At 41.3% G+C, this 21205-nt stretch carries 21 protein-coding genes and 1 pseudogene; 8 read left to right on the top strand and 14 right to left on the bottom strand.

Features of this window, described 5'->3' with window-relative positions; all coding sequences use genetic code 11:
- Positions 1-79: 79 nt before the first annotated feature.
- The 8 genes from AC2IOM_RS19845 to AC2IOM_RS19880 all read right to left on the bottom strand — a co-directional run bounded on the left by AC2IOM_RS19845 (position 80) and on the right by AC2IOM_RS19880 (position 9249).
- Complete coding sequence (locus AC2IOM_RS19845) at positions 80-751, bottom strand: hypothetical protein (protein ID WP_395389724.1); 672 nt, start codon at positions 749-751, stop codon at positions 80-82.
- Between the two features lie 189 nt (positions 752-940).
- Positions 941-4051, bottom strand: a complete 3111-nt coding sequence (locus AC2IOM_RS19850; RefSeq protein WP_486359904.1) for an efflux RND transporter permease subunit — start codon at positions 4049-4051, stop codon at positions 941-943.
- 16 nt (positions 4052-4067) lie between these two features.
- On the bottom strand, positions 4068-5312 hold the full coding sequence (locus tag AC2IOM_RS19855; protein ID WP_486359905.1) for an efflux RND transporter periplasmic adaptor subunit: 1245 nt from the start codon (positions 5310-5312) through the stop codon (positions 4068-4070).
- A 7-nt stretch (positions 5313-5319) separates the two neighbouring features.
- Positions 5320-6597, bottom strand: a complete 1278-nt coding sequence (locus AC2IOM_RS19860) for a TolC family protein (protein WP_486359906.1) — start codon at positions 6595-6597, stop codon at positions 5320-5322.
- Between the two features lie 83 nt (positions 6598-6680).
- Positions 6681-7643 carry a M56 family metallopeptidase gene (locus tag AC2IOM_RS19865; RefSeq protein ID WP_486359907.1) on the bottom strand — a complete coding sequence of 321 codons (963 nt, stop codon included), beginning with the start codon at positions 7641-7643 and terminating at the stop codon, positions 6681-6683.
- Between the two features lie 3 nt (positions 7644-7646).
- On the bottom strand, positions 7647-8033 hold the full coding sequence (locus tag AC2IOM_RS19870; RefSeq protein WP_010558239.1) for a BlaI/MecI/CopY family transcriptional regulator: 387 nt from the start codon (positions 8031-8033) through the stop codon (positions 7647-7649).
- Between the two features lie 157 nt (positions 8034-8190).
- Positions 8191-8673 carry a hypothetical protein gene (locus AC2IOM_RS19875; protein WP_486359908.1) on the bottom strand — a complete coding sequence of 161 codons (483 nt, stop codon included), beginning with the start codon at positions 8671-8673 and terminating at the stop codon, positions 8191-8193.
- Between the two features lie 225 nt (positions 8674-8898).
- Complete coding sequence (locus AC2IOM_RS19880) at positions 8899-9249, bottom strand: hypothetical protein (RefSeq protein ID WP_054981094.1); 351 nt, start codon at positions 9247-9249, stop codon at positions 8899-8901.
- 300 nt (positions 9250-9549) lie between these two features.
- On the opposite strand from AC2IOM_RS19880, the gene AC2IOM_RS19885 reads away from it, so the two are divergent.
- The gene (locus tag AC2IOM_RS19885; RefSeq protein WP_486359909.1) at positions 9550-10065 is read left to right on the top strand and encodes a M23 family metallopeptidase; all 516 of its coding nucleotides are present in this window, start codon (positions 9550-9552) and stop codon (positions 10063-10065) included.
- Here the strand turns inward: AC2IOM_RS19885 and AC2IOM_RS19890 are convergent.
- Positions 10062-11807 carry an MFS transporter gene (locus AC2IOM_RS19890; protein WP_486359910.1) on the bottom strand — a complete coding sequence of 582 codons (1746 nt, stop codon included), beginning with the start codon at positions 11805-11807 and terminating at the stop codon, positions 10062-10064. The genes AC2IOM_RS19885 and AC2IOM_RS19890 overlap by 4 nt on opposite strands.
- A 226-nt stretch (positions 11808-12033) precedes the next feature.
- On the opposite strand from AC2IOM_RS19890, the gene AC2IOM_RS19895 reads away from it, so the two are divergent.
- From AC2IOM_RS19895 to AC2IOM_RS19905, 3 genes are all read left to right on the top strand, one after another.
- A complete protein-coding gene (locus AC2IOM_RS19895) occupies positions 12034-12840 on the top strand; it encodes a class I SAM-dependent methyltransferase (protein WP_486359911.1) in 807 nt (268 codons plus the stop codon).
- 147 nt (positions 12841-12987) lie between these two features.
- On the top strand, positions 12988-14508 hold the full coding sequence (locus AC2IOM_RS19900; RefSeq protein WP_486359912.1) for a tryptophan halogenase family protein: 1521 nt from the start codon (positions 12988-12990) through the stop codon (positions 14506-14508).
- Positions 14508-14966: a GNAT family N-acetyltransferase gene (locus AC2IOM_RS19905; RefSeq protein ID WP_486359913.1), complete on the top strand. Its 459-nt coding sequence runs from the start codon at positions 14508-14510 to the stop codon at positions 14964-14966. The genes AC2IOM_RS19900 and AC2IOM_RS19905 overlap by 1 nt, the downstream gene beginning before the upstream one ends.
- 1 nt (position 14967) lies before the next feature.
- Here the strand turns inward: AC2IOM_RS19905 and AC2IOM_RS19910 are convergent, their stop codons facing one another.
- The 3 genes from AC2IOM_RS19910 to AC2IOM_RS19920 all read right to left on the bottom strand — a co-directional run bounded on the left by AC2IOM_RS19910 (position 14968) and on the right by AC2IOM_RS19920 (position 16139).
- Entirely contained in the window at positions 14968-15213 is a 246-nt protein-coding gene (locus tag AC2IOM_RS19910; RefSeq protein ID WP_486359914.1) for a TIGR03643 family protein, read from the bottom strand.
- A 156-nt stretch (positions 15214-15369) separates the two neighbouring features.
- On the bottom strand, positions 15370-15669 hold the full coding sequence (locus AC2IOM_RS19915; protein WP_486359915.1) for a hypothetical protein: 300 nt from the start codon (positions 15667-15669) through the stop codon (positions 15370-15372).
- Positions 15670-15785: 116 nt separating this feature from the next.
- Complete coding sequence (locus AC2IOM_RS19920) at positions 15786-16139, bottom strand: MerR family transcriptional regulator (protein WP_486359916.1); 354 nt, start codon at positions 16137-16139, stop codon at positions 15786-15788.
- Between the two features lie 90 nt (positions 16140-16229).
- Here AC2IOM_RS19920 and AC2IOM_RS19925 point away from each other — a divergent pair, with 90 nt between their 5' ends.
- The 3 genes and pseudogenes from AC2IOM_RS19925 to AC2IOM_RS19935 all read left to right on the top strand — a co-directional run bounded on the left by AC2IOM_RS19925 (position 16230) and on the right by AC2IOM_RS19935 (position 19261).
- Entirely contained in the window at positions 16230-17033 is an 804-nt protein-coding gene (locus AC2IOM_RS19925; RefSeq protein WP_486359917.1) for an aminotransferase class IV family protein, read from the top strand.
- A 1285-nt stretch (positions 17034-18318) separates the two neighbouring features.
- Positions 18319-18890: pseudogene (locus AC2IOM_RS19930) on the top strand (sensor histidine kinase).
- A gap of 122 nt (positions 18891-19012) precedes the next feature.
- Positions 19013-19261, top strand: a complete 249-nt coding sequence (locus tag AC2IOM_RS19935; RefSeq protein WP_486359918.1) for a hypothetical protein — start codon at positions 19013-19015, stop codon at positions 19259-19261.
- Between the two features lie 62 nt (positions 19262-19323).
- Here the strand turns inward: AC2IOM_RS19935 and AC2IOM_RS19940 are convergent, their stop codons facing one another.
- On the bottom strand, positions 19324-19713 hold the full coding sequence (locus tag AC2IOM_RS19940; RefSeq protein ID WP_486359919.1) for a hypothetical protein: 390 nt from the start codon (positions 19711-19713) through the stop codon (positions 19324-19326).
- Between the two features lie 397 nt (positions 19714-20110).
- Between AC2IOM_RS19940 and AC2IOM_RS19945 the strand changes: the two genes are divergently transcribed.
- Complete coding sequence (locus AC2IOM_RS19945) at positions 20111-20725, top strand: flavin reductase family protein (RefSeq protein WP_486359920.1); 615 nt, start codon at positions 20111-20113, stop codon at positions 20723-20725.
- Positions 20726-20755: 30 nt separating this feature from the next.
- On the opposite strand, the gene AC2IOM_RS19950 is transcribed toward AC2IOM_RS19945, so the two are convergent.
- Positions 20756-21181 carry a response regulator gene (locus tag AC2IOM_RS19950; RefSeq protein WP_010558227.1) on the bottom strand — a complete coding sequence of 142 codons (426 nt, stop codon included), beginning with the start codon at positions 21179-21181 and terminating at the stop codon, positions 20756-20758.
- Positions 21182-21205: the final 24 nt, after the last annotated feature.

Here is a 21205-nt window from a genome sequence, read left to right on the forward strand (position 1 = left end):
ACCTGCTACTTTAAATGTTGTATCAATTAAAAACCGATGCGGGTGCATCGGTTTTTTCAGCGCTTATTTATTCGCGTCGTTATTCTTCGACTAAAACTTGCTTGCCTTCGCTATTTACAACCAGTAAGTAAGACTCACCAAAGTCGCCGGTGCATAAATCGATTGCGCGGCCATTAATGGTTAAATCTAGGGCACAGTTATCAAGAGTTAAAAAGTCAGATACTTTGCCGCGTTCAGTGGTCATCACTTGGCTACCTTTTAATGTAACGGGGTAAACACCATTAGCGAAAATGCGTACGTTGAAGGTGTTGGCGTTATCACGTTCTTTTTTCTTAAGTAAGGTGATGTGTTTTTCAACACCATTTTGCCAAGCAATAACCCAATGTTCGTCATCGTCGCTTAGTGTTGTATGCATTTTTACTTCATTTTGACTGCTCATAGCTGAGCGCATACCAATGTTTACCATGTTCATTACCGCTGGGAAGTCATAGTTGTATTCGCTTGAATAACCATTAACTTGAACATTACCAGCCACGCGGTTTTTACTATCAAATAAGCCGCTTGAACCTGCGGTGATGGTGCGTTTTTGCAAATGAAAGTCGACACTGTAATCCATTGCATTGATAAACGAAAACTCTGCTTCATGGGTTAATGCATCGTCTAAATCATCTGTGATTGAATCACTACAGCCAATTGCGCCAAAACACAGCGCACTTACAATAAGTGCTACCTTCCCTGAATTTTTAATCATAATATGCCTACTTTCAATCTACCCCAAAAAAATCTAGCGCGATAATAACATAGTACTAGTTTAAAAAGCGTGAAGATGGCAATAAACACGTTAGTCTTGTGTAAGAAAGTATTTAAATTTATTACAGATTCTTACGTTTATAGGCTAGGCGCAAAGATGCCCCCAATAGAGGGCATAGCATATTTATAGTCAGTCCTTGTTGTGCAATATGCGATAAAGCGCTGGCAAAACAAAAAGTGTTAGCAAGGTGGATGAAATCACCCCGCCAATAACCACAGTCGCAAGCGGCCTTTGCACTTCTGAGCCAATGCCAGTGTTTAGAGCCATTGGAATAAAGCCAAGTGAGGCAACAAGGGCGGTGGTAAGTACCGGGCGTAATCGCGTTAGCGCCCCGGTAATAATGGCGTCATTTAAGCCAAGTTGATTGGCTCTTAATTCACGAATAAACGATACCATTACTAAGCCATTTAAAATCGCAATACCAGACAGGGCAATAAAGCCCACAGCAGCCGAGATTGAAAATGGAATATCTCTAAGGAATAGCGCGAAAATACCGCCCGTAAGCGCCAGTGGTACACCGCTGAAGATAATCATTGAGTCTTTAAATGAGCCAAGAGCGATTAACAACAGCGCCACAATAATCGCCAAGGTTAACGGTACAACTAAGGTTAAACGTTTGGTTGCTGATTGCAGTTTTTGGTAAGTACCGCCGTATTCTACCCAGTAACCTGCGGGAATATCTGCATTTTGTTCAATCGCCATTTGCACATCTTTAACAAATCCGCCCAAATCGCGGCCACGCACATTGGCTGTTACCACAATGCGGCGTTTACCATTTTCACGATTAACCTGATTTGCCGAGTTAACTTTTTCAATGCTTGCTACTTCTGACAACGGAACATAATCGCCGTTAGCTAAGGTTATTGGTAGGTGTTTTAGGTTATCGATATCACGGCGTTTATCATCGGGTAAACGCACAACTATATCAAAACGGCGATCGCCTTGATAAAACTTACCAACATCCACCCCGCCCATGCTAATGGCGATTTGCTGTTGTAAATCGGCCTTGGTTAAAGCATAACGCGCTAACATGTGATCAATTGGATTGATGGTTAAAATGGGCAAGCCTTTAATTTTTTCAACTTGCACATCGCGAATACCAGCAACGCTTTCAATTGCACTTTCAATGCGCTGGCCAACAATCGCAAGGGTATCAAAGTCATCGCCAAAAACCTTAATCGCAAGCTCTGAACGTACCCCTGAGAGCAGTTCATTAAAGCGCATTTGAATCGGTTGCAAAAACTCATAACGGTTACCTGGAATGGTTTCAACTAGTTGCTCAAGCTCTGTTACCAATTGGTTTTTTGGCTTAGTTGGGTTTGGCCATTCAGCACGCGGTTTTAGCATAATGAAGACGTCCGCAACGCTTGGTGGCATAGGATCGGTGGCCACATCGGGTGTGCCAATCTTTGAAAATACACTTAACACTTCGGCTTTTTCAGCAATTTTTTGCTCTAGTAGTTCTTGCATTTTTATCGATTGAGTAAGCGAGGTGCCTGGTATGCGCATCGCATGCATAGCAATATCACCTTCATCTAAATTAGGCACAAATTCACTGCCGAGTTTGGTACTCATAGCGCCAGCAATTGCCATTAGCGCAATGGCTACAGCAACAACTAACCAGCGCATTTTTAGCACAAAGGTTAAGATTGGCTGATAAAGTGCAGTGCTTGCCTTCATTACGATATTTTCTTTTTCTTGTACCGGCTTTTTAAATAACAGAGCAATACATGCAGGCACAAACGTAATTGATAAAACCATGGCACTCACTAGGGCAATTACGACTGTCATTGCCATCGGGTGGAACATTTTGCCTTCCACGCCGGTTAGGGCAAAAATCGGTAAATACACTGCGGTTATTATAAAAACACCAAACAGGGCAGGGCGGATCACTTCACGGGTGGCATCAAATACCAAGGCTAAACGCTCGTTTAATGGCAAGGTTTGCGCTTGGTTTTGACTTTTATGAGCTTGGCTTAAGCGGCGCATACAGTTTTCTACGATAATAATTGCGCCATCAACCAGTAGGCCAAAATCGAGCGCGCCTAAACTCATTAAGTTAGCACTTACTTTACTTTGTACCATGCCTGTAATGGTCATTAACATGGCAAATGGGATTACCATCGCGGTGATAAGTGCTGCTCTAAAATTACCGAGCAATAAAAACAAAATCACAATGACGAGCAGTGCGCCTTCAAGCAAATTGGTTTTAACGGTATCGAGGGTTTTATTCACCAGTTTTGTGCGATCGTACGCAGGGTTAATCACCACCCCTTGCGGTAAACTTTTACTTATTTCTGTTAAGCGTGCGCCTACCTCTTTTGCCACTTTTTGACTGTTTTCACCAATTAACATAAAGACGGTACTGAGCACCACTTCATGGCCATTTTGCGTTGCTGCACCTGAGCGTAACTCTTTACCTTCAATCACATCTGCCACATCTTTAATGCGGATCACCGCACCTTGCAAATTCGTAACGGGTACATTTTCAAGCTGGGTTAAATCGCTTAATTGCCCAGGAATGCGCACTAGCCACTGCGAACCATCACGTTCAATAAAACCCGCGCCTCGGTTTTGGTTATGGCTACCAATAGCATCAATCACATCTTGTTGTGATATGCCAAATGCCAACAGTTTTTCAGGTTTTATGGCAATTTGAATTTCGCGCTCAAAGCCGCCAATGGGGTTTACTTCGACAACGCCTTCTACTTGCACAAGTTGTGGGCGAATGATCCAGTCGTGCACGGTGCGTAAATCGGTTGCGGTGATTGGGCTACCATCGGGGTTAGTTGCACCTGGCAAGGCATCAACCGTAAACATAAAAATTTCCCCCAGCCCAGTTGAAATCGGGCCAAGCTCTGGCTCTACACCAAAGGGCAACTCTGATTTTGCCGAAACCAAGCGCTCATTTACTAATTGGCGGGCAAAATAGATATCGGTGTCATCACTGAATATGGCAACCACTTGCGATAAACCATAACGTGAAATAGAACGTGTGTAACTTAAGTTGGGCACGCCAGCCAGTGCGGTTTCAAGCACGTAAGTAACGCGTTGCTCTACTTCCAGCGGAGTGTAACCGGGCACTTCGGTATTGATAACGACTTGAACATTGGTAATGTCGGGCACGGCATCGATGGGCAGTTTGGTAAACTGCCAAGCCCCTAGTGCTGCAACTAACATTACTGTGGCAAGTACTAACTTACTTCGCTCAATCGCGAATTTTAAAATGGACTCTAGCATAAGTAATTACTCACTTTTAGTGGTCGTGTGACGCGCCTGACTTTTCAATGTCGGCTTTTAAGATATAACTGTTGTCGGTGGCATATTCGCTGCCTACATCAATGCCACTTAACACTTCAACCCACTCACCGCTGCTGCGTCCAAGGGTCAACATGCGAACCTCAAATTGGTCGCCAAATTTGGCAAACACCACATTAAAATCACGAAATGCATGCAGTGCTTTTTTCTCAATTGCCATTGGTACTGTAAAGCTTTCAAGGGTGATGTCGGCGCTAACAAATTGGCCTACTTGCAGTTGGTTATTGGGGTTGGGGATGAAGGCGCGATAGGTTTTTGCTTGATTGCCTGCAACTGAAAAAAGGCTGTCTTTAATGGTGGTATTTATTGGCGTATTTAAGCCATTTACATTAACGCTTACTGCTGCGCCTTGGCTGATATTTGCTGCGTCGTTTGGAAAAACCTGTAACTCGGCAACAAGCTCAGTCATATCGGTAATTTCTATTAAGCTGCGCCCAGCCGTTTGCTCACCAAGCCCAACGTTTTGTTTAGTTACAATGCCATTAATCGGGGAAATAACGCGGTAGCTTTGTAAGCTGTCGTTACTTTGAATGGTCATTATGTGCTGACCTTTTTTCACCTGCATACCCAATAGCGCAGTGAGTTTGGTAATTTCACCATCAAAACGCGCGCTTATTTGGCGCTTAGCTCCTGCTGGCAGGGCGAGTTTGCCATACACCGTCAAAGTTTTTGTCAGGGTTTTTGCTTGCACGGTATTGGTGTTAATGCCCAGTTGCTTAACAATGGGGGCAGCAATTTGAGTGCGTCCTTCAAAATTATCAAAATGCCACTCATAGACTTCACCTTGATAAGTGGCGCTTATTTCAACGCTAAATGAGTGAGGTTCGTTAATCGGTGACGTACCCTGTAAAAAGGCGCCATTTGGTTTAAATGAAATGGTGTCTTTTTTGCCACCTAGTCGGCTAAGGGTAACGGTAACGTCTACATTAAAGGGTGCGACTGTTTTTTCGCGATCTTTTACAAATACGCGGTATTCGGGTGCTGTTCCTTGTTCAACAAGTTGCAGTTCCAAAGAGAAGTCACCTGTTTTGAAAAGTCGTCCACCGTTTGGCCCCGTAGCTGCATCGTTGTGCTCGCTATCATCTTGCTGGTGATCGTGGTCGCTTCCGGCAACCGCATCAAAATTTGGCACAATGAGTAATAGGCTCACTAAAAATGCATTTAATAGATTTGATAATTTCATCGCAATCTCACTTAATTGTTAGGCTCGCGCCGGTTAAGCGCTCAAGTTCAACATTGAATCGTTGAATATTGGTATAGGCTTGTATCAGCTCCAATCGGGCTTGTAATAACTCTTGTTTTACTGCGTACCAATCGGTGTATCGGTAGCGCCCCTGCTGGTAGGCAAGCTCGGCTTGTTTACTTGCGGTTTCGAGGGCGGGAAGTGATTCTTTCACAAGCGCATTGGCAATATGGGTATTGTGGGTTAGCTTGTGGTTAAGCAGTAACGCTTGGGTTTGGGTGCGCGCAAGCCAGGCTTTTGCCTCGGCTGCTTGCTGCTGTTTACTGGCGTTAAGCGATGCAATTTTGCCTTCGCTACGAGACATCCCCCCTAAAGGAATTGAAACGCCAGCACTTAGTGAAAAGTCATTAAGCGCTTGGTCGCGCGTAATGCCCGTATTGATTTGCCAAGCGGGTTTGCTCTCAGCTTGTGATAGTGCAATTTCTGATGAGATTACCCGCTGTTTTGATGCAAAGAGTGAAAAACGCGGTGTGTTTTTTAATTTTGCTTTGGCATCTTCCAGTGAAAGGGCATTTGGTAATTGGGTTAAATCGCCCGTGACATCAAATTCAGTAGTGCCTTGCCATTGGGCTGCCAACTGTGATTTTGTTGCTTCAATTTCAAAGTAAAGATCTTCAACTACTAATGTTTGCTTTGCTAAATCGGCCTTTGCGCGGTATTTATCAATACTGTTTACGCGGCCTGCTTCGACGCGTTTGGTAATCTCTGATAGGGCTTTTTTGGCTTGTTTTTCAGCCAGAGTTGCCAGTTTTAACTGGGCTTGCTGCGCTAATAAGGTAATAAACAAATTGGCCGTTTCGGCAGCTAAATCGAGCGCTTTGGCCTCTTTTTCAACAGCATAAATCAACCTTTGCTGTTTGGCGAGATCCACTCTTGCATCCACTTGCTCACCATCGAGCAGCCACGCAATACTCAAGCTTGTTTGGCTATTGGAAAAGCCTTGATAATCGCCAGTGCCAAGTGCATCTTCAACGCTTACATCAAGGGTAACTGGGCTTGCAACCCCAGCTTGTTGAATAAGCCCTTGATTTGCTTGTTGCAAATAAATTAGCGGCGTTAAGTCAGGGTGGCTTTGTATGGTCTTATTGATGGCGGTTTTTAAAGTTATGACTTCGTTTGCGCTAGCACCCTGTGGTGCGAGCAATAGACTCGCAACGACAAGGTTTAACCCTATCAATAACCGACTGTTAATCGGTTTTCTTTGTGTGACAAATTTTATAAGCATATATTTACTCCTAAAATTTAGGCTTTATACCGATTGTTAATCGGTTTTTTGAATTTGCAGAAATACCTTTAAAGTCCATGATATTAATGACTCGTAAAGGTTTCGATAAAGTGGTGGATGCTATCGACTGAGGTCAAGCATAGGAAAAATGCGGCAATTGCGAGCAGCATCATAAGCAAGTGATTAACCGGTTTTAGCGATAATTGCCCAAGTAAAAAATACACACGTTGCTCTAGCACATCGGCGCCAAAGTTAGCCACCATGTCGGTATTTTTAAGGGTACGGCCAGTGGCATTTAGCCTTGCTACTTTTACAAGGGTGCCCGCAATATCGAGCGATGATGTGGTGTTTGATACCACGGCGTTATCTGCATCTTGCTCCATTGCTAAGGTCATATGCAGGACTAAACGCTGTTTAATGTTTGGTATAAAAAACGCCGCGAGCAGGGCAAATAACCATTTTTTAAATGGATCACGCTTGTTTGCATGGGCAAGTTCGTGCTGCATTACTATGTGGTATTCAGTTTCACTAATTTGTTCGCGCATGCCTTTAGTAACAAAGCACTTAGGGCTGATAAAACCTGCAGTAAATGCTGCGGCATCATTTGAATCGATTTCGAAGGTATTGTTATCAAGCTTACGGGAAAGCGCCATTAAGCTTTTAATTTCATGCTGATGGGCACGCAGTTTTAACAATCTTGAGCTAATTACATATGCCAAAAAGCCAAGTGCGCATGCAGTCACTGCGCCGTGCCAACTGAGCCATGAAAAACTGTCGATATGATGCCAGTGATCCATACTTGAGGCGCTTTCAAACGGTGACAGGCCATTGGCAGCATAAACAAAATAGGCGGCGGTTGAAAAGGCGCTAAACCAGGGTAAGGTTGCTAAAAACCACAAGGTGATTTTGCGAGATTTAACCTGTAACTTTAAAAATCGCGTACTCAATAATGTGACAAACGCAGACACCGCAATGTTGTGTAGCACAAAGCACACAACGGCAATGGCTAATACATTTAATAATAAAGTGAAGGGTTCTGCGCTCATAACTTAGCCTTGTTGCTTAAGTTTTAATTTTTGCTGTTCGATCAGCGATTCTAATTTGTCCAGTTGTTCAACGTTGAACTCTGACGACATCGAACTAAATGCGGCAATTAGGCTACTGCCATCGTCTTCACCAACAAAGTCAGTGGTTACTGATTTTATCAGTTGGCCTATTAGCTCGTGGCGCTCAACGCGTGCTTTATAATGAAAAGCGTGGCCCTCTTTATGACGCGATAACAAACCTTTTTTGTAGAGGCGCTCAAGGGTGCTTTGGTAGGTATTTAAACTGCCACCGCGGGTATTTTCAAAGTGAGCAAAAACGGTTTTTACGTCAGAGCAACCGTGTTGCCAAAGGTAGTGTAAAAGCAACTTTTCTAAATCGCCGAGTTTCATTGTGATCACCTTAAACTAAAAACCGATTAACAGTCGGTATAATAGGTTTAATAAAACCGATTTGCAATAGGTTTTAATTTTACAGCTAAAAGACGGGCAGCAATAAGTCTAACTAAAATGCCGTCAGGCTGTTTAATTGAAGCGAATTTATTAAATTTTATACGCTTTGGTGAGTTGAAGATTGAAAACGATGCAGCGAAACAAAGCCTATTGCAAAACAGCAACCTACATAGAGCCAAACGCTACTGACAACGAGTTGCCAAAGGTCGATTTGTGTTGCTTTAATGACAATTGTAAAACCGAGTAAACCACGCAGTATGCATATTATAGCAATAACAACTAACGCAGATTTTAAAAAAGGAACTCTACGAATAATGCCCATTGCTGAGAATGCAAATATCGCACATGCACTCATTAACAATGCAACTACTGTAGTTGCAATAGGTGCAAGCAGGGTGTGTTGTTTTGATGATGCGATTATAAATTCAGGCGCACGCGCAAACAGATACCAGGTCGGACCGCCCATACCAATTCTGTTAAGTATGTGATCAGAGCTAGCGCGGGATAAATGAAATGATAACAAGGCGGAATTTTTCTTATGTAGTTGTTCTACATTGATAAATTCAAACGCAGTTAGCATGATATTTAACCCGCTAGAATGATCAGCTATTTAACTGAATTGGTATAATGCAGAGCAAATGCCAAGCGGCAGCAGCTAATGCAATTATGCCAGCACTGAACAGTAATTTTGAGCTCACAGGAGCGTGTATAATCTGTCGATTTAAATGCAGCAAATGAAGTTACCTATCTGCCCTAAATTGATAACATTTTGTTGTTTTCATCTTATCTGCTGTTTTAATACGCTTTAGTCAATACCGACACAGGCTGTGTAGCGTTTGGCGATTTTAACGACCTTGTCTTTAGATTCGATAATTTCATTATCGTTTTTGAAAATACGCTGTTCACACATGCCACGCATGTTCGCGTATGTTTTTAAGCACTCTTTTACGCTTTTTCCGCCCGATGTTTGGTATGACTCATCGTTGCAAAATTGTAATGCGAGTAAGTTAGAACCGAGTTTGATTTCACCTAAGCTAACATCGCTGGTTTCAGCTTTTGCCAAAAGGTCTTGGTAGTTGGCGATATGTTGTGAGCTTGCATTGCTATAAAAATACATTCCGCCTAAAAATAGGCCTAGAAGTACAATAAACTTCATAATCATTCCCTTGATATTGTTTTTATTGAATTTAAATCGGTGACGTTAAATTTAGCGCATTACGTTACCGCTTTTTTGGTTGAAAAGCGAACAGTTTTTAAAGCGCTTCAATTTAATTCACCTTAATAGTGTTATTTTATGCAATTGTTCTTATCTAAAGTATTCATCTTAATGAACTTATGGTTACGTTTTGTGTTCTGATTGGTATAAGCAGTAAAACCGCTATAACAACCTAGTAAGCATCTTATTAAAGCCAGGAGAAAAACGAGAGCGCAAAGGTCAACACGCTCTAGATGAGTTATGACGAAAACCAAAGTAAGCGTATTAATACTAGCCGGATTGTTTTTTGGCATTCTATTTATGCCCGTATCTCAAATAATCCCGGTTCAAGGTGCAACACACAATGATTGGCATGCAAAAACCTTTTGGTATGAGCCGTGGGGCAGCTCAGGGGTACATAAAGGTATCGATATTTTCGGCAAAAAAGGAACGCCCGTTATCGCGTCTACGGCAGGAATTGTGATTTATTCTGGCACTTTGCCTAAAGGCGGTAAGGTTGCCGTGATTTTAGGACCAAAATGGCGAGTTCATTATTATGCGCATTTAGAGCAAAACCATAGTAGAACAGGTCGGTTAGTTGCGAAGGGAGAAGTTATTGGTACTTTGGGCGATTCGGGAAATGCCAAAGGTAAGCCTGCACATATCCACTATTCGGTCGTTACATTAATACCTTACCCGTGGCGGTTTACCACAGAAACGCAGGGTTATAAGAAAATGTTTTACTTAAACCCTGCCGAATTAATCACACATCACTAAGCTAAATTATTAACAAGCTTTGAATTATGCTGTGATTGCTCTAATTTTTCAGCGGCAAAACTATTAAATAGCCAAAGAGCTAGCGCGGTTACAAAGGCAATTGCGGCGCATAATAGCCAAAAATTCGCGGGCTCATTAGCTTCAACAGCCCATTTGTTGTAACCCCAACCAGAGAGCTTGCCTGCAAACAAAAAGCCAATGGCAGATGCTGTGTAAAGATAGCCTTGATACATGGCTGCTTTGTCTTTTGGCATTACTGAGGCTACATACTCTTGTTGTTTTGGCGATGCCATCATTTCACCGAGCGAAAAGATAAGTAAAGCCGCTACCGCAAGCGCGCCACTTACAATTGCTCCAGCCTCTGAATTTGCCAGTAATAAATAACTGCTGGCAATCATTAGAGCGCCAGCAATAATTACATAAAAGGTTTTAAAACGTGCGCTCATTGCTGATACCAATACTTGTAATAGTACAATAGAGCCAAAGTTTACCGCAGCAATGTATTCAGGTTTAAACTGACGATAATCACTTGCCCACTGGGTTGCGAGTGTGCTGATTTCAGCTTGAGACAGTGCACTTAAGTTTGGTAAATGAGCTTGTAATACGTCTTTTGGAATGCGCACATTGTAGTTAGTTAATTCAAGGTAGGCTTTATGAAAGCTGTTTGCTTGGCTGTAATCAAATTGGCTTGCAAGGGCAGTGATTGCAGTTGTTAGCTGGGGCACATTAACAAACGAAGCGGCTTCGCCAAAGCCGGCATGAATTGAATTCGCAAACATCACTAAATCACTGCTATCAACGTAGTCGCGAATAAAAAGCGGAAGGGTGATAAAAATTTGCATATAAACCAGCCAAAACCCGCTCAGGATCAAAATAAGTAACAAAAAAGGTTTATTACCCATTTTTATTTTGCTGCTATACCAATGTGTTCCAGCTTTTGGCGCTAATATGTGCCAGACTAAGTTTAAACCTAACCAACCTGCAATAAACCCGTAAGCGAGTGATTCAGAAATTAATTTTGTACCGGGTAACATAAACGCAATGAGGATTGGAAAAACAAGCAACGCAAAGCGACCATTGCCCAGAACTTCACGCATTTCAATCATAATATCTTTTAATGGTTTGGCTGGCGTGTTTTTACGAATTTCAGCAGTTGGGTCGCGATAAAATAAGGTGACAGGGATAAAGTTAATGGCTATCCACACTGCGGCCATAATAAACACCATATCCCAGCTTGTGTCTCGCATAATACCGGCAATAACAGGCCCTAAAAAGCCACCCACATTGACCATCATATAAAATACGCCAAAGCCTAAACTGCGATTGCTATCGTTGGTTGCATGAGTCACCGTGCCGGTGATCAATGGTTTGAAAATGCCAGCACCAATTGCAACACCCATAAAGGCTAGGAAAAACGCGCTATAGCTTGATACTTGACCTAGCAAGTAATAACACGGGGTCATCATGGCAAAGGCAAGTAACAGCATTTTTTTGTAGCCGTAACGATCGCCTAATGCCCCAGTTAATGCGGGCAACAAGTAGATGCAAAATGGCACAAGCCCTTGTAAAAAACCGCGTTGCTCATCACTAAACCCCATACCGCCTTGTAGCACTGGGCTGGTCATATAAAGGGACGATACGGTAAAAAAACCGTACCATGCTAATCGTTCAAATATCTCCATAATATTAGCAATGTAAAAGCTACTGCCAAATGGACTGCGCACAGGCTTGTGTGTTGTCATAACATTCTTTCTTTTTATTTTGAATATTGTATGCAATATATCAGAGGTGGTTTTTTTAGCAACAATGATGCGATTTTCTGTGTTTAATAAGGAATATTTGATTAGGTAAATTTAAATTAAATATGTGCTAACTCATTAATAAAATGAAATATATTTCGCAAAAGTGAGCGGTTTATGTAAAAAATCTGTATAACAGAAACATTGTTTATTAATTGAGTAATTTAAAATGAATTATAAAAACACATTACTACCCCTTTCACTTATCGCTGCCGCGGTTTTCTCTTTCTCTACCGTTGCCAGTGCACCTGCAGGTATTGATAACAGCCACCGTAGTGAAACAAATCAAGCACGCGATACATTTCGTAAGCCATACCAAACGCTTGAGTTTTTTGGTGTTAAAGCTGATTCAAAAGTGGTTGAGATTATGCCAGGTGGTGGCTGGTACACAGAAGTACTTGCGCCAATGCTTGCAGCAGAGGGGCAGCTTGTCGCAGCGCACTACCCAATTACAACAAGTTCAAAATACCGTAAACGCTCACGTGAAAACTTTGAGAAAAAATTAAGCGATAACAAAAAGGTATACGGCAATGTTGTTATCGCTGATTTTGATCCAAATGCGTCAATTGATGAGAAAACAAAAAACGCAGATGTAGTTTTAACCTTTAGAGGCTTGCACGGTTTACAAAATGGCAATCAGTTAGCGGCTGCATTTAGTCAGTTTAATCAGATGCTTAAACAAGGTGGCAAATTAGGCGTCGTACAGCATCAAGCACCTGAAGGCTTTGACCCAGTAGCAACAGCGAAAAAAGGTTACTTGCCAAAATCACATGTAATTGCAGTGGCAAAAGCCGCTGGATTTGACTTAGAAGCTGAGGCGTATTTCCACAACAACGCAAAAGACCGCATTATTATCGATAATGTTGAAGCGGGTGTATGGGCGCTGCCGCCTTCACTTAATGCAAAAGAAAATAAAGAGCAGTACCAGTCAGTTGGTGAATCTAACCGTATGACGTTACTTTTCAAAAAGCGTTAATTGAATAAGGCCTAAACCTTTAAAAAGGGTTGAGAGCTAATACAAATCACGCATTTAGGGCTTAAAAATTGGCCACTATTGGCTTAGTTTTTCAAGCCCGTTTAGTTTATATTGAAAACAATAAAAATAAGCATAAGAAGACGAAACGTGGCACAAGCAGTTAAAAAAATCGTTATTGTTGGTGGGGGCACAACGGGGTGGATGGCAGCGGCAAGTTTATCGCGCTACATTCAAGACAAAGACATGTCGCTCACGCTAATCGAATCACCTAACATTAATACAGTTGGAGTAGGCGAAGCAACGATTCCTAATTTTGTTGATTTTAACCGCAATTTAGGCATTAACGATGCTGATTTAATTAAAGCCACACAAGCGACATTTAAACTTGGTATTGAATTTGAAGAATGGTCGCAAAAAGGCGAGCGTTTTTTCCATCCTTTTGCAGCCTATGGCGCACCCATCGAAAACTTAGATTTTCACCAATATATCAACAAGCTCAATGCAGAAGGTAAACAGCTTGATATTGAAGATTATAGCTTCCCAATTCAGCTTGCCAAAAAAGGCGGATTTGCCCAGCCAAACCCCAATCAAAACAACCCACTAGCACAATATTCTTACGCCTATCATATTGATGCTGTGTTATATGCGAAGTTTTTAACGGAGTTTTCAATAAAACGCGGTGTAAACCATATTTTAGCGAATGTGAGCGAAGTTAAACTCAATGCTGATAACGGGTTTATCCAAGCACTTACCCTTGATAATGGCACGTATATCGAGGGCGATTTATTTATTGATTGCTCTGGTTTTAAAGGCGTATTAATTGAAGGTGCAATGGGTATTGGCCTTGATGATTTGAGTCATTTGCTACCATGTGACAGCGCTGTCGCAGTGCAAACAGAACTGGTGGGTGAACCCACGCCGTATACCCGCGCAATTGCAAAAGAAGCTGGGTGGCAATGGTGTATTCCGCTGCAGCACCGTATGGGCAATGGCTATATTTATTCAAGCAAATTCACGACAGATGAAGAGGCGAAACAAAGCCTGCTCGATAGTGTAAAAGGGCGCACAATTACCGATGTAAAAACCTTTAAATTCCCACTTGGCAGGCGCAAAGTAAGTTGGCATAAAAACTGTTTTGCCCTTGGTTTAGCTGCTGGCTTTTTAGAGCCGTTAGAGTCACTTGGCATTTCGTTAATTCAAACCGCGCTTGCTAAGCTGTTGACTTTCTTCCCAGATATGTCTTTTAATCAAGCTGATATTGATGAAGTTAACCGTTTGCATAATGATGAGTTAGATCGCATTGTTGATTTTTTACTAGTGCACTACAAATTAACGCAGCGCACCGACACCGCTTTTTGGCGCTATTGCCAAGAGATGCCCATTCCAAAAACACTTGAGCACAAAATTGCCATGTATAAAAATCGCGGCTATGTGGTGATGTATGATAACGAGTCTTTCCAACAAGCAAGTTGGCTTTCAATGTTCTATGGCTTTAATGTCACTCCTTCACGTTACGATGTTCGTTTGGATCACTTTAATTCAAGCGCGATTGCTGAAAACTTGGCACAAATGAAAGCGCAAATTGCTGCGGCTGCGAATAATTGTTTGAGTCATCAGGCATTTATTGATAAACATTGTAAAGCAAATAATGATGTGAAAAATCAATAATGTTAGTACCGTTTACAAAAGCCCACATAGAACAGCTAGCGAGCTGGTTTAAAGATGAAGTTAGCCTTGCGAAGTGGTCAGGCCCGGGATTCCGTTACCCTTTTACAGAAGACACTTTCTTTCAAGATTTAAACACAGAGAAGCTAGCTTCATTTTGCTTGCTTTGCGAACAAGGTGAGTTTGTTGCGTTTGGACAATTTTATAATCGCCTAGATCGAATTCACCTTGCGCGCTTGGTGGTAAACCCAGCGTTTCGTGGTAAAGGCATCGCAGAGCGTTTAATTAATAGTTTGATTCAAAAAGGGAAAGCTCAACTTCAGTTAAATAGCGCTTCATTGTTTGTTTTGTCGGATAATTTACCTGCAGTTGCGGCCTATCAAAAATCGGGTTTTATTAAAGCGCAGTACCCAACGCGCATATCGTTAGAAAACTGCGAATACATGGTTAAAACTTGTTAACTTAGCGATGTTTGTACTGGGTTTTGCAATATCCACGTGAAATGCCCGGGTTTCGCAGCTTTAAATGCTTAGTGTTGCGGCCAGTTACACGCGCTCGCCATAAACGGAAGCTGGCGGGTTTTAACGCGCTGCGCATTAATTTAATTACGTTTTTCTCAGATAACCCATAGAGTGTTTCGATGGCTTCAAATGGGGTTCTGTCTTCCCATGCCATTTCGATAATGCGTGATTGCTCAGATTCAGTCATTGGTGTGTAAATTTATAAAATGAATATTTTGAGTACGCAGATAAAAGCGTATTTGATCAGTTGCTAAGGCAATTCGCTGGAAAGTCGTTTCAAAATGAGATTAAAGGAAAAGTATTTCAGCAGCTAAAGCAAAGGCGCTGCTGAAATATGTTAATGCTAGTTCGAGAGTAAATTCACCCACTCATCAGGATTACTGATGATAAATTCATAGGTTTCATTGTTTGTGCACGTAATGCGAATTGCATCTGAGGTAATAGGTAAAATGCCAGCCCCTTTGCCAACGCACTTTTCTACTTTAGCGATTGAAGCTCGTTCAACGTTATACGGGCCTAAACCTAATTTCTCGTTAAATGGTTTAAAACAAATACCGTATTGTGACACTGAAAACTGGCCATCAGCTCTTGTCACACCATTTTGAATGGTTGCCGTTGATGATTTTAAGGTACTTTGTTGCATCTCACTTACTCCATGTAACCTAAATACACGTTAAAACTAAATTTAACTTAAATTTGGTTTATTACCTTAAGCGTAGAACTCACTTCAAACAAGTTAAAAAGTGTTAAAATCAAAGGCTAAGCATTTTCAATTTCGGTTAAGAACTCGCTAAGAATGGCTTTGCTTTTTGCAAGCTCTTTCATTTTGCTATTGGTTGTCGAAATTTGCTGTTGTAACACTGTACGCAGTTCATCGCATGGCTCAAAAATTGGACGTTCAGCGCGAATACAAGGTAAAAATAGCAACATTGTTTTTAATGTCATACCTGCTGCGCTAAGTAATTTTACACGTTCAATGGTTTGGTAATCTTGCTGCGAATAGACTCGGTACCCAGTATCTGTGCGCTTAGGCGTTAAAATGCCTTGCTCTTCGTAATAGCGCAGCATGCGTACGCTGACATTTGTTTTCTTTGCCAATTCACTTATTTTCAACTTACACCTTGACCTTAACAGTACTGTGAGGGTTTATGCTAGCGGCTCATTGTTACCTTTTCAATATTAAATAGCTGATGGAGACGATACATGAGCAAGGCATTTTTTAACGGTCAATTAATTGAACAATCAGAAATTAGCGATTTGGCGTTTGCAGGATTTGCCCATTTTACCGCAATGCAAGTGCGTAATAAGGCTGTAAAAGGGCTCGATTTACATTTGGCGCGATTACGCGACGCATCGAAACTGTTATTTAACAATCATCTTGCGGATGAGGATATTATCAATGGGTTAACCAGTGTGCTTGCCCATTCAGATAGCGATTTATCATTAACCATTACTATGTATTCTCCGAAAGGTGAATTTAATACAGCAAGTATGAACGTTACGCCAAACATGCTGATAAGAACAAATGCGCCGTCAAATGGACCAATTGGGCCACTCACCTTAGCTGCGATTGAACATCAGCGCACGTTAGCAAACATAAAACATGTAGGCGAAATAGCGAAAACACACTGTTTACATTTAGCAAAACAGCAAGGATTTGATGATGCTGTTTTTATCAACCAATCCGGCGTGTTGAGTGAAGCAACTATTTGGAATTTAGCTTTTTGGGATGGTGAAAGTGTTATTTGGCCAAAAGCCGATATGCTCAAAGGCACTATGATGGGCATTATCCAAAGGCAATTAACGGCACTCAATATACCGCAAAAAGCCATGACTATTTCATTGCACACTTTGCGTAATTTTACGGGCGCTGTCGTTATGAACTCTTGGACACCCGCAGTGAGTGTTAACAAAATTGCCAATATGCAATTTTCACAGTCTCAAGCATTTCAAAAGTTGCTGCATAATGCATATGAAAATGAACCGTTTACCTATCTCAATCGGTAAACGCGAAAGAAATGTGCGTAAGCTTAACTGCTTACGCTTTTAGTGTGATAAATAGATTGAAGTAACACTGGCTTGTGAGTTGTTACAAATCCAGAGTTGTTACCACGTTAATAAATAGAGTAACCACTCAAAATAGCTACTTCTTGACTATACTCAATTGCAGTGTGTTTTTGCTGTTCGAGGTAACTGAGTGGCGTTTAGCAAAGCAGAAGAAATTTTTAAAATAGTTGAATCCAACAGTGCTAATTTACTCAGCAAATCAAAATGGTTATTTATACTCGTTATTGTATTAATCCTAATTACCGGATTATCAGCGTATTATACCTTTTTATCTCTATCGACACTTGAGAAAACCGAGCAGCAGCGCTATGAAATGTTACAGCTGAGCAATCAATTACGTTTAAGCTCCGATAACCTAACGCTAATGGCGCGCGCTTATGCCGCAACTGGAAAAACCAAATACCTTACCTTCTTTAACCAAATTTTAGCGATCCGTAATGGTGAACACCCAAGGCCGAAACACTATGGACGTGTTTACTGGGATTTTTTGATGCCTGAACATGGGCTTGCGCCAAGTGAAAACGGCAAGGCGATCTCGTTAAAAACGATGCTGCAAAATGCAGGCATTACAGAAAGTGAACGGCAAATGCTGAATGAAGCACAAGCGGCATCTGATAAGCTGGTTGAAATTGAGCAAAAGGCATTCGCTTTAGTTGAGAGAGGGTTAACACAAACGCCTAACTACAACCAAAGTGAGCAACGTTTAGCGGCGCTAGATTTACTTTATAGCGAAACTTACTTGCAAGCTAAGGCGAATATAATGGCGAAAGTAAACACATTTTTGCAGCTGCAAGGTCAGCGAACTGAAGCGGCCATGCGCGATGCAGGTAAAGTGAACAAGGTTGCGACGTTATTTGTGCTGCTAAGCTTTGTAACGCTTTTTTTCGCTGTTATTGCATATGCCTATTTTAGGCAGCTGTATAGCAAACGGCTTATTAATTTGTTGAAAGAATCGGTAGATGGTCAATTTGATTTATTGACGCAAAAAAATGAGATTTTGGCTGAAAATGCCAAAGTAATGAAAGACACATTTGAACAATTAGTCGAAGCCGAAAAAATGGCATCGCTTGGCAGTTTGGTTTCGGGGGTTGCTCATGAGGTAAATACACCGCTTGGTATTGCAGTAACGGCTGGAGATTACATCGCAAATGAAACCCGTACTATAGAAACACAGTTTGGCAACGAGACTCTGTCGCGAGATGATATTATACGTTATTTTTCAAATATGAGCGAATCGGTGCGGCTTTTAACAACAAGCTTGCAGCGTGCCGCAGGGCTTATTCAGTCGTTTAAACAAGTGGCGGTTGATCAATCTCATCAGGATATACGCACTATTAACCTTAAATCGTACCTTGATGATGTATTTGCGTCGCTTACACCGCTATTTAAAAATAAAGGCATTACTATTCGCAATTTGATCCGCGATGATCTGTTATTGCAGGTTGAAGTTGGATCAATCGGGCAGATTTTTACAAATCTTGTTAATAATTCAATTATTCATGGTTTTGAGCAAGGTAATCGTGATGGTGAAATCGCCATTTCTGCCACCGATAATGAGCAACAGGATGTGATCTCTTTTCGTGATAATGGGGTTGGAATGAGCGAGTCTGTTTTGAGCAAGGTTTTTACACCGCCAATCGCAGTAATGGTGGCAGTGGCCTTGGAATGAGCATTGTCTACAATTTAGTAACAGCAAAATTGCACGGCTCAATTGAATGCACTAGTGAGGTAAATGCGTTTACTGAATTTACCATCACATTACCTAAAGCGCTTACAACGACTAACCCGAATAACTGATGTAATGTATTTGCACTGGTTTGTATGTTAATTGTTCAAGTATTGCTTGTGAGCCTTTATGTAATTTCACCTGATGCACAAACCTGTTACCCTACGCGCATTGATACTCTAGAGCAGCAAACATGATTAAAGATAACGAACTGATTAATACATTAGACGAGCTAGAAGCGTTTTTACTGTTAGTTGAAAATGGTGGCTTAGGCCTTAAAAATGTTGAAGGTGTGGCACTTGCTACAAATAACAGTGATGGTCGCCCATTTATTGCGGTGTTAGATGATAAGCATCAATTATTGCTAGGTCGTTGGGTATCCCAAGAAGTGTATGAGAATGGTAAAGATATGGTGCGTTACGGAGTGAAGAAAACGCATTAATACGCTTTACTAATATAAAAAAGCCAAACATGTGTTTGGCTTTTAACGACTCAACTTGAATTTTATTCTTTTTCTTCTGTTTGAGCATGCCAAGACCAAGGGCTTAACTCAAAAATCTTGTCTGAATCGGTATTGCCATTATCACATACATTGTCATAGCCAATTATCCTTACAGGTAACTGATCGACAAATGACTTTTTAATGATGTCATATTGGAATGTGGCTACAGGCGATGACAAATCTAACGCCCAAGTAAGGGTGTTGCCATCCACTATACAGCTTTCAAATGATGAATTCTCGCTGATTACGTTTAAGCGAAAATAAAGTGATGTATCACCACTATCACCAGAACGGGTGATTAACTCACTTACCGTACCGTATACGTCATTTGCTGCATTAGCTGACACTGATAGTAGCGATAATGCGCCAAGTACTAAACTTTTAACTCTCATTGTTATTCCTTTTATGAGATGAGTAAATAATCTAACTTTATGCGTTTAAACGCAAAGTTATAGTTTAATCAGCGTAATTATTGTCTAATTTTCTTGTTAAGTAAATTGGTACAACCAGTTGGCGTATTGCTTATTGGAGCTATATTGTATTGAAATGTAAACAAATTGAACGGTGATGTCTGCTCGCTGTGGCTAGACTGTTTATATACATTACGATAGAAGCGTAAATAAAGCAGCTAATTGCCCTTTATATTTAGCCAGTCACGGATAATTGAACGAATGGGGCCTAAATTAGCGCCAAAGCGTCAATGGTCACGCGTAATTGCTACTTACTCTTTTGTCGCTCTATTATTTATGGCACCATCCAAGATTACTTAACCTAATTTAAAGCCTTGTTATGAATCTTAATTTTTCTGACTTTTCACCAGCGCAAATTTACCACTTAATGACGCAAACCATTATTCCGCGTCCAATTGCATGGGTTATGACTGATTCGGGCGAAAGTAATTTTAATTTAGCGCCATTTTCTTATTTTACGGCCGTATCGAGTAACCCACCTTTAATGATGTTTTCAGTTGGCAAAAAGCCGACGGGTGAAGTAAAAGATACCGTTAAAAACATTATCGAAACGGGGCAGTGTGTGATCTATATTGCGTCAGTAGATGATGCCAATTTGGTAACGCAAACCGCAGCAACTTTAGATCATGGGCAGTCAGAAGTCGCAATTAATGATATTGCGCTGTGTGAATTTGAAGGCTTTTCTATGCCGCGGGTGGCAGGTTGTAATATTGCCTATGGTTGCGAGCTTTATGAAATTAAAGAAATGGGCGACGTGCCACAAACGTTAGTGTTTGTTGAAATTAAAACCCTATTTTTAGGCGATGAAGTTGTATCGCTTGATCATAAGAAGCGCATTAAAGTTGACGCCGATAAGGTAAATCCATTGGCGCGTTTAGGGGGCGGCGAATACTCTGGCATTACATCAGCATTTGGCATCGAGCGCCCAGAATAACATAAACGTTTACAGTGAGCGTACGTGCGCTCACTGTGATGTTAGGCTAAGTTGATTGAGTTTTTGCCTAAGCTCGGTATTTTCTTTTTGTAACTGACGTGCGTTCAGTACTAAGCGCAGTACGTTTTTTAGCTCAAAGTTGTCCCATGGTTTTGCCAAAATAATTGACGCAATATCATCAGTTATCGCACGTTGGCAAAGCTCCATATCCGAATACCCCGAGAGCAGCACACGGCCTATATCAGGATCATATGCTTTTACTTGTGACAGTAGCTCTACGCCATCAATCACTGGCATACGAATATCAGACAGCACTAAATCAATGTCATTTTGCTTTACAATTTCAAGTGCGTTTTCTGGCTCGCTACATTTTGTGATGGTGTAGTCTTTACGCAGTAAACGCGCAATTGCATTGGTTACTTCTGGTTCATCGTCTACCAGTAAAATATGGGCCATACATCACTCCTTCCTATTAATAAT

This window comes from Pseudoalteromonas sp. NS-SX12, from assembly GCF_057367955.1.

Bases quoted from the DNA above. Each gene is read 5' to 3' on its own strand.
- AC2IOM_RS19845 (WP_395389724.1), bottom strand. From the start codon at position 751: ATGATTAAAAATTCAGGGAAGGTAGCACTTATTGTAAGTGCGCTGTGT.
- AC2IOM_RS19850 (WP_486359904.1), bottom strand. From the start codon at position 4,051: ATGCTAGAGTCCATTTTAAAATTCGCGATTGAGCGAAGTAAGTTAGTA.
- AC2IOM_RS19855 (WP_486359905.1), bottom strand. From the start codon at position 5,312: ATGAAATTATCAAATCTATTAAATGCATTTTTAGTGAGCCTATTACTC.
- AC2IOM_RS19860 (WP_486359906.1), bottom strand. From the start codon at position 6,597: ATGCTTATAAAATTTGTCACACAAAGAAAACCGATTAACAGTCGGTTA.
- AC2IOM_RS19865 (WP_486359907.1), bottom strand. From the start codon at position 7,643: ATGAGCGCAGAACCCTTCACTTTATTATTAAATGTATTAGCCATTGCC.
- AC2IOM_RS19870 (WP_010558239.1), bottom strand. From the start codon at position 8,033: ATGAAACTCGGCGATTTAGAAAAGTTGCTTTTACACTACCTTTGGCAA.
- AC2IOM_RS19875 (WP_486359908.1), bottom strand. From the start codon at position 8,673: ATGCTAACTGCGTTTGAATTTATCAATGTAGAACAACTACATAAGAAA.
- AC2IOM_RS19880 (WP_054981094.1), bottom strand. From the start codon at position 9,249: ATGAAGTTTATTGTACTTCTAGGCCTATTTTTAGGCGGAATGTATTTT.
- AC2IOM_RS19885 (WP_486359909.1), top strand. From the start codon at position 9,550: ATGACGAAAACCAAAGTAAGCGTATTAATACTAGCCGGATTGTTTTTT.
- AC2IOM_RS19890 (WP_486359910.1), bottom strand. From the start codon at position 11,807: ATGACAACACACAAGCCTGTGCGCAGTCCATTTGGCAGTAGCTTTTAC.
- AC2IOM_RS19895 (WP_486359911.1), top strand. From the start codon at position 12,034: ATGAATTATAAAAACACATTACTACCCCTTTCACTTATCGCTGCCGCG.
- AC2IOM_RS19905 (WP_486359913.1), top strand. From the start codon at position 14,508: ATGTTAGTACCGTTTACAAAAGCCCACATAGAACAGCTAGCGAGCTGG.
- AC2IOM_RS19910 (WP_486359914.1), bottom strand. From the start codon at position 15,213: ATGACTGAATCTGAGCAATCACGCATTATCGAAATGGCATGGGAAGAC.
- AC2IOM_RS19915 (WP_486359915.1), bottom strand. From the start codon at position 15,669: ATGCAACAAAGTACCTTAAAATCATCAACGGCAACCATTCAAAATGGT.
- AC2IOM_RS19925 (WP_486359917.1), top strand. From the start codon at position 16,230: ATGAGCAAGGCATTTTTTAACGGTCAATTAATTGAACAATCAGAAATT.
- AC2IOM_RS19935 (WP_486359918.1), top strand. From the start codon at position 19,013: ATGATTAAAGATAACGAACTGATTAATACATTAGACGAGCTAGAAGCG.
- AC2IOM_RS19940 (WP_486359919.1), bottom strand. From the start codon at position 19,713: ATGAGAGTTAAAAGTTTAGTACTTGGCGCATTATCGCTACTATCAGTG.
- AC2IOM_RS19945 (WP_486359920.1), top strand. From the start codon at position 20,111: ATGAATCTTAATTTTTCTGACTTTTCACCAGCGCAAATTTACCACTTA.
- AC2IOM_RS19950 (WP_010558227.1), bottom strand. From the start codon at position 21,181: ATGGCCCATATTTTACTGGTAGACGATGAACCAGAAGTAACCAATGCA.